Annotated in this window: 6 protein-coding genes and 1 pseudogene; 3 read left to right on the forward strand and 4 right to left on the reverse strand. The window is 37.9% G+C overall.

What is annotated here, in order from left to right; translation table 11 throughout:
- On the forward strand, positions 1–1,044 hold a 1,044-nt coding region (locus AC1DND_RS26075), incomplete at its 5' end, for an NAD(P)/FAD-dependent oxidoreductase (protein WP_477585527.1).
- 120 nt (positions 1,045–1,164) lie between these two features.
- Positions 1,165–1,920 carry a beta/alpha barrel domain-containing protein gene (locus tag AC1DND_RS26080; RefSeq protein WP_477585529.1) on the forward strand — a complete coding sequence of 252 codons (756 nt, stop codon included), beginning with the start codon at positions 1,165–1,167 and terminating at the stop codon, positions 1,918–1,920.
- A 228-nt stretch (positions 1,921–2,148) separates the two neighbouring features.
- On the opposite strand, the gene AC1DND_RS26085 is transcribed toward AC1DND_RS26080, so the two are convergent.
- The 4 genes and pseudogenes from AC1DND_RS26085 to AC1DND_RS26100 form a co-directional block, all read right to left on the reverse strand.
- The gene (locus tag AC1DND_RS26085) at positions 2,149–2,427 is read right to left on the reverse strand and encodes a GIY-YIG nuclease family protein (RefSeq protein ID WP_477585531.1); all 279 of its coding nucleotides are present in this window, start codon (positions 2,425–2,427) and stop codon (positions 2,149–2,151) included.
- Between the two features lie 176 nt (positions 2,428–2,603).
- Positions 2,604–3,026 (reverse strand): GNAT family N-acetyltransferase, encoded by a 423-nt coding sequence (locus AC1DND_RS26090; protein ID WP_477585533.1) that lies wholly within the window; start codon positions 3,024–3,026, stop codon positions 2,604–2,606.
- Positions 3,001–3,507, reverse strand: a complete 507-nt coding sequence (locus AC1DND_RS26095; protein ID WP_477585535.1) for a low affinity iron permease family protein — start codon at positions 3,505–3,507, stop codon at positions 3,001–3,003. Before AC1DND_RS26095 ends, AC1DND_RS26090 begins: the two co-directional genes overlap by 26 nt.
- A gap of 142 nt (positions 3,508–3,649) precedes the next feature.
- Positions 3,650–4,319, reverse strand: a pseudogene (locus AC1DND_RS26100) (class II fructose-bisphosphate aldolase).
- Positions 4,320–4,639: 320 nt separating this feature from the next.
- Here AC1DND_RS26100 and accD point away from each other — a divergent pair.
- On the forward strand, positions 4,640–5,485 hold the full coding sequence (accD, locus tag AC1DND_RS26105; RefSeq protein ID WP_477585537.1) for an acetyl-CoA carboxylase, carboxyltransferase subunit beta: 846 nt from the start codon (positions 4,640–4,642) through the stop codon (positions 5,483–5,485).
- The last annotated feature ends 605 nt before the right edge of the window (positions 5,486–6,090 follow it).

Below are 6,090 nucleotides of genomic sequence, written 5' to 3' on the forward strand. Positions count from 1 at the left end.
GATATAGGCAGAATTAATTATGATTATTTGGTTATTGCTACAGGTTCTACAAGTAACTTTTTTGGCAATAAAGAAATTGAAGCGAATTCAATGCCAATGAAATCCATCCCGGAGGCACTGGATTTAAGAAGTTTGATCTTACAGAATTTTGAAAAATCGCTGATCGAAAAAGATTTAGATAAAAAGAGTGCATTGTTAAACTTTGTAGTAGTTGGTGGAGGCCCAACAGGTGTTGAAACCTCTGGAGCCATAGCAGAGCTTAAAAAACACGTTATTCCGAACGATTATCCTGAAATGGATTTTAGCAAGGTGAATATCTACCTGATCGAAAATTCGCCGGAATTATTGGGTGTAATGTCGCCACAGGCACAGAAAAAAGCCAAAGATTTCCTTACCGATATGGGGGTTCAGATCATGAACGAAACCAGGGTAATGAGTTATGATGGACATACCCTTACCTTGCAGGATAAAGCACCAATTTTAAGTTCTACCGTAATTTGGAGTGCCGGTGTTAAGGGCGAAGTTTTAGGTGGTTTAGACAAAGCAGAAATTGTTCGTGGCGGCCGATTGAAAACTGATACGCAGAATTTAGTAGTGGGTTATCAAAATGTATATGCTATTGGTGATGTGGCCGCTATTATTGATGAAGAAACACCAAACGGTCACCCGGGAGTTGCACCTGCCGCCATTCAGCAAGGGCATCACCTGGCCAAAAACCTGATCAACATCAAAGAAAATAAACCTTTAGAGAAATTTAAATACTTCGATAAAGGCTCAATGGCTACCGTAGGTAGAAACAAAGCCGTTGTAGATATTGGAAAAATCCGTTTTCAAGGCGTTTTTGCATGGTTTACCTGGATGTTTGTGCACTTAATGACTTTGGTAGGCTTTAGAAACAAGATTATTGTTTTCGTAAATTGGGTTTGGAGTTATTTCAGTTACGACAGAGGAACCCGTTTAATTATCAGAACCTTTGCAAAAGACCGAAGCGTGGATTATAGAGATGAGGTACCAGCCGTAAAAGAAGAAGTTAAGGTGTCTTAGTCTTTAGTCTTTAGTCTTTAGTCTTTAGTCTTTAAGAGCAACTTTGATGATAAAAAATTGTTTCCTTTTTCTTCTTTTCTTTGCGAAAAACTTTGCGCATTTTGCGGTTAAACCAAAAATATGAGCCAAAACAACTTCAAATTAGTAGAATGTCCACGCGATGCCATGCAAGGACTACACGATTTTGTTCCAACCGAACTTAAGGCAGAATATTTGAATCTTCTGCTTCAGGTAGGTTTCGATACGCTCGATTTTGGAAGTTTTGTTTCGCCTAAAGCCATTCCACAAATGGCCGATACAGCCGAAGTTTTAGCACAATTGGATTTGAGCAACACGGCAACTAAACTCTTGGCTATTGTAGCAAATTTAAAAGGCGTAGAGAACGCTATAAAGCATGAGGCAGTCGATTACCTTGGTTTCCCTTTTTCGATCTCAGAAACGTTCCAACAGCGTAATACCAATTCAAGCATAGTACAATCATTAAACACGGTGGAAGAAATGCTCTCCCTTTGCGCTAAAAACAACAAAAAAGCGGTTGTTTACCTATCAATGGGTTTTGGAAATCCTTATGGCGATGAATGGAATTATGAAATTGTAGAAAAATGGGCTGATGTACTGGTGGGTAAAGGTGTAGAGATTTTGTCGCTTGCCGATACTGTAGGTGTTTCCACACCAGAAAAGATCGAGAGCATATTGCCTAAATTGATTTCGAGGTTTAACCATACCGAAATCGGCATCCATCTACATTCAACCCCTGCCGAACGGTTTGAAAAAATAGAAGATGCTTATCGTTCGGGGGTAAAACGTATAGATTCTGCTTTAAAAGGTTTTGGGGGCTGCCCAATGGCTGCTGATGGGAGAAAATCTCAACCTTGATATGGATAAATGGAATGAGGCAATGGCTTTATCAGGAAAGATATTTGGGTGATTTTTTTGTGAGTGATCGTCATTGCGAGGCACGAAGCAATCCTACAACTATGGGTGGGCATTTTTAAACCACTAAATTACCCGATGCCTAGCAATCGCTTTAAGATTGCTTCGTGCCTCACAATGACCAATCTACTGCCCAGTACTTCGACGCAAAGTATTGATTAATCCAACTCGTCATAGGTCTTTCCAATTTGGGTTTATAGATTCAATCAAATCTATTTTCTGTTGACGACTTCCACCTTTAATTCTTTTTTCTTCATCAATCGCTTCTTCAATCCCAGAAAAGAATGAGTAATAAACCAGTTTATAGCATTTATATCTTGAAGTAAAGCTTTTTGAAAATTCGTTGTTTTTATGTTGCCAAACCCTATCCTGTAAGTCTGAAGTTACTCCAGTATAAAAAACAGTATTAAAAGAATTTGCCATGATATAAACGCATCCTCCTCTTTCCATTATATTTTAGTTGGTATTGGTAATTGTTAGGTCGTCATTGCGAGGTACGAAGCAATCCTACTACTATGGGTGGGTAAATAATCAATCCAGCGATCGCTTTAAGATTGCTTCGTACCTCGCAATGACGATTTTTCGTTGAATGCGCTGTGTTTTCTGTGCCTCCTGGCTAACTATCCCTAAACTTTCTTCACCATTTTAAAGTGCTGTATCCCAGCCTCCTCAAATTGCTCTCCCTCTGCTACAAAACCAAATTTAGCATACAAACTCATGGCATCTAACTGCGAGTTCAGATAAATATAATGCGCATCTTCTGGCAGATCAGATAAAGCCTCGGCAATTAGCGCACGACCTACCCCCTGCCCTCTAAAATCTTTTAAAACTGCGAAACGTTCCAGCTTATAACCATTATCCGTTTTACGCCACCTACAGGCACCGCAGGGCTGGCCATTATTTGTTGCCAGAAAATGTACAGATTCATCTTCATACTCCCACTCCAATTCTGGCGGGCAATTCTGTTCGTCTACAAATACAATCTTACGGATCGCAAATACTTTATCTAAATCTTCGGGATGATTAACTTTTTGAACGTGCAGACTCATTATCGTGGTGTTTAAAGTGTTTATTCGATTTTAACTTCGATTCATTTAATGCCTCAGCAACATCAATTGAATGCGAACAATGAATATCGGCCTCTTTTTTGGCAAGTGCAGCAATCGTAACGTAAAATTTATGCAACTGATCCAGTTCTTTTTCACTCAAATCTTCTATATCAACCATTCGGTTACTTGCACCCTGCTGCGCAGCAATCAATTCATTTAATTTTAACTGAATGGCCTTGCCATCTTTATTCTGTGCTTTCTGTATCAAAAAAACCATCAAAAAGGTGATAATCGTAGTGCCTGTATTAATTACCAATTGCCAGGTTTCAGAATAATCAAAAAGTGGTCCTGTTACCGCCCAAATAATCACAATCGAGGTTGCAGTTATAAATGCAGCAGAGCTACCTGTAAATTTGGTTGCCGCATTGGCAAATTTTTCKAAAAAATTATTTCTTTTGGTATCGTTTTTAGATTTTGCCATTACAATTTGTTTGCTTAAATATAACCATAAAACAAACAAAAGCGCCATAAGTTTTTAAACCCATGGCGCTTTTGTTTAATTATTGAATGATTGCTTTTTTGAATGATTGATTGTAAATTCAATCTTCCAAACCAATCAAAACTTATAATTTATCGTTAACGTTGATACAGTTTAGATCTTCGAAAGCAGTAGTTAAACGTTTCACAAAAGTTTCTTCACCTTTACGTAACCAAACGCGTGGATCGTAATATTTTTTATTTGGTTTATCATCGCCATCAGGATTACCAATCTGACCTTGAAGATAAGCTTCATTCTTTTTGTAATATTCTAAAATACCTTCCCAAAATGCCCATTGCATATCAGTATCGATATTCATTTTAATTGCACCATAAGAAATTGCTTCTCTGATTTCTTCCTGAGTAGAACCAGAACCACCGTGGAATACGAAGTTGATTGGTTTCTCTGCTGTTAAGCTGAATTTTTCTTTGATAAAATCCTGAGAATTTTTCAAAATTACCGGTTGCAATTTTACGTTACCTGGTTTATAAACACCGTGTACGTTACCAAAAGCAGCAGCAACTGTAAAACGAGGAGAAACTTTACTTAATTCTTCGTAAGCATAAGCTACTTCACTAGGTTGAGTATATAATAACAGGCGAATTTACTGCCTTAGCAGTTTCCAATACCGCATTAACCGTATTTGTACCGGTTACGTTAACTGCTGGTAAAGCAAACTGATGTTTTTTAGCCTGCTCAAACAATTCTTGAACGGCATCTCCGTAAATTACGCCTTTGTAGCCTTTTAAACTCATTTCTTGTTAATTTTATTAAGTCCGAAGTTATAAAAAAAAATAACATTCCAAGCTTTTCTAACAACAGAATTATTTGCCTAACAGCAAAATAAGGCCTATTTAGTGTAAAAAACACATTATCCTTAGTGTAAAAAAGACACACTTAAGTTTACAATTAGCAGTTAACAGTAGCCCGAGCCGAGTTTTCAATTACCTATCCAACGCTTGCATTATTGCCAATCGACTATCAACCAACTCACCATTGACTATTTTTACATCTAATAAGGGTCGACTTTATTTTATTTTTCGTTTCTTTGCAATCCAATTCTTCAAAAAATTATATGGCTTGGTTTAAGAGAGAAAAAAAAGGTATCATCACCACAACAGAGGAGAAAAAAGAAGCACCAGATGGTTTGTGGAATAAATGTCCAAATTGTAAAAAACCGCTACATCAGGCAGAACTTCAGGAAAACAAATACGTTTGTCATTACTGCGATTACCACCTGAGAGTAGGCTCAAAAGAATATTTCGAGGTTTTATTTGATAATAACGAGTTTAAAGAGCTGTTCCCTAACTTAACATCAGGCGACCCTTTAAATTTTAACGATAACAAACCTTACACCGATAGAATTAAAGAAAGCCAGGCTAAAACAGGCTTAAAAGACGCTATTCGTGCCGGTGTCGGTAAAATCGAAGGACAAGACCTCGTAATTGCCTGTATGGATTTTGCTTTTATCGGCGGTTCGATGGGTTCAGTTGTGGGCGAAAAAATTGCAAGATCGATCGATTATAGCATTAAACATAAAGTTCCGTTCCTGATGATCTCAAAATCAGGGGGTGCACGTATGATGGAAGCCGCATTTTCATTAATGCAAATGGCCAAAACATCAGCCAAACTCGCCTTATTAGGTCAGGCTAAAGTTCCATATATCTCTTTATTAACCGATCCAACTACAGGTGGTGTAACTGCATCATACGCCATGTTAGGCGATATTAATATTGCAGAACCAGGCGCACTGATCGGCTTTGCTGGTCCGCGGGTAATTAAAGAAACCATTAAAAAAGATTTACCGAAAGGTTTCCAAACTTCAGAATTCGTTCTTGAACACGGTTTCCTCGATTTCATTGTAGATAGAAGAGCCATGAAAGCTAAATTAGGTGCTTTTATTAAAATGATGCACAACTAGCTGGTTCAATAGTTCATTAGCCATTAGTTCATTGGTCTGGGTGCAAAAAAATAAATTCATAATATTTAGAAAAGCAGGATTTGAATAAATCGGTGAATTCAGTCCTGCTTTTCGTTTCAAGTCCTCGCTACACTGCGGGCTTTTCACTTCAATCAGGTTTAGTTAATATGGGCCGGTGGTTCTTTGCTATGGCAGTTCCTAACAGGTGCATTAAGTTATGTAGGCGCAAACTTTAAAATCGCCACAATCTTTCAGAAGAACGCATCCGGCATCAGAAGATTTGGAAGCAAGTGCAAATAAATCTTTGTTGCAGTTCATTTCAATAAGCACTGAACAAGAAATCCTACGAGTGCAGCGGAAACAAACAAAAACCACTATCCTTCACACGGCTTAGGATTGCGCCTAAAGATTTATTTAGGATTTGCGACAAAGGTTCGCAAGCCTTGATTTTTGCTCCACTTTTTATCAAGAAAAAGTGGAAAGCCCGTCTGGCTAAGACAAAAACACCGCAATTTTTCTTATTTTTAAACTAACCAAACCATAAACTAAAATGAAAAAGTTATTCCTGTTAATCTCCCTAATCACCGTTACGATCGCTATACAAG

Source organism: Pedobacter sp. 01N416 (genome assembly GCF_056399685.1).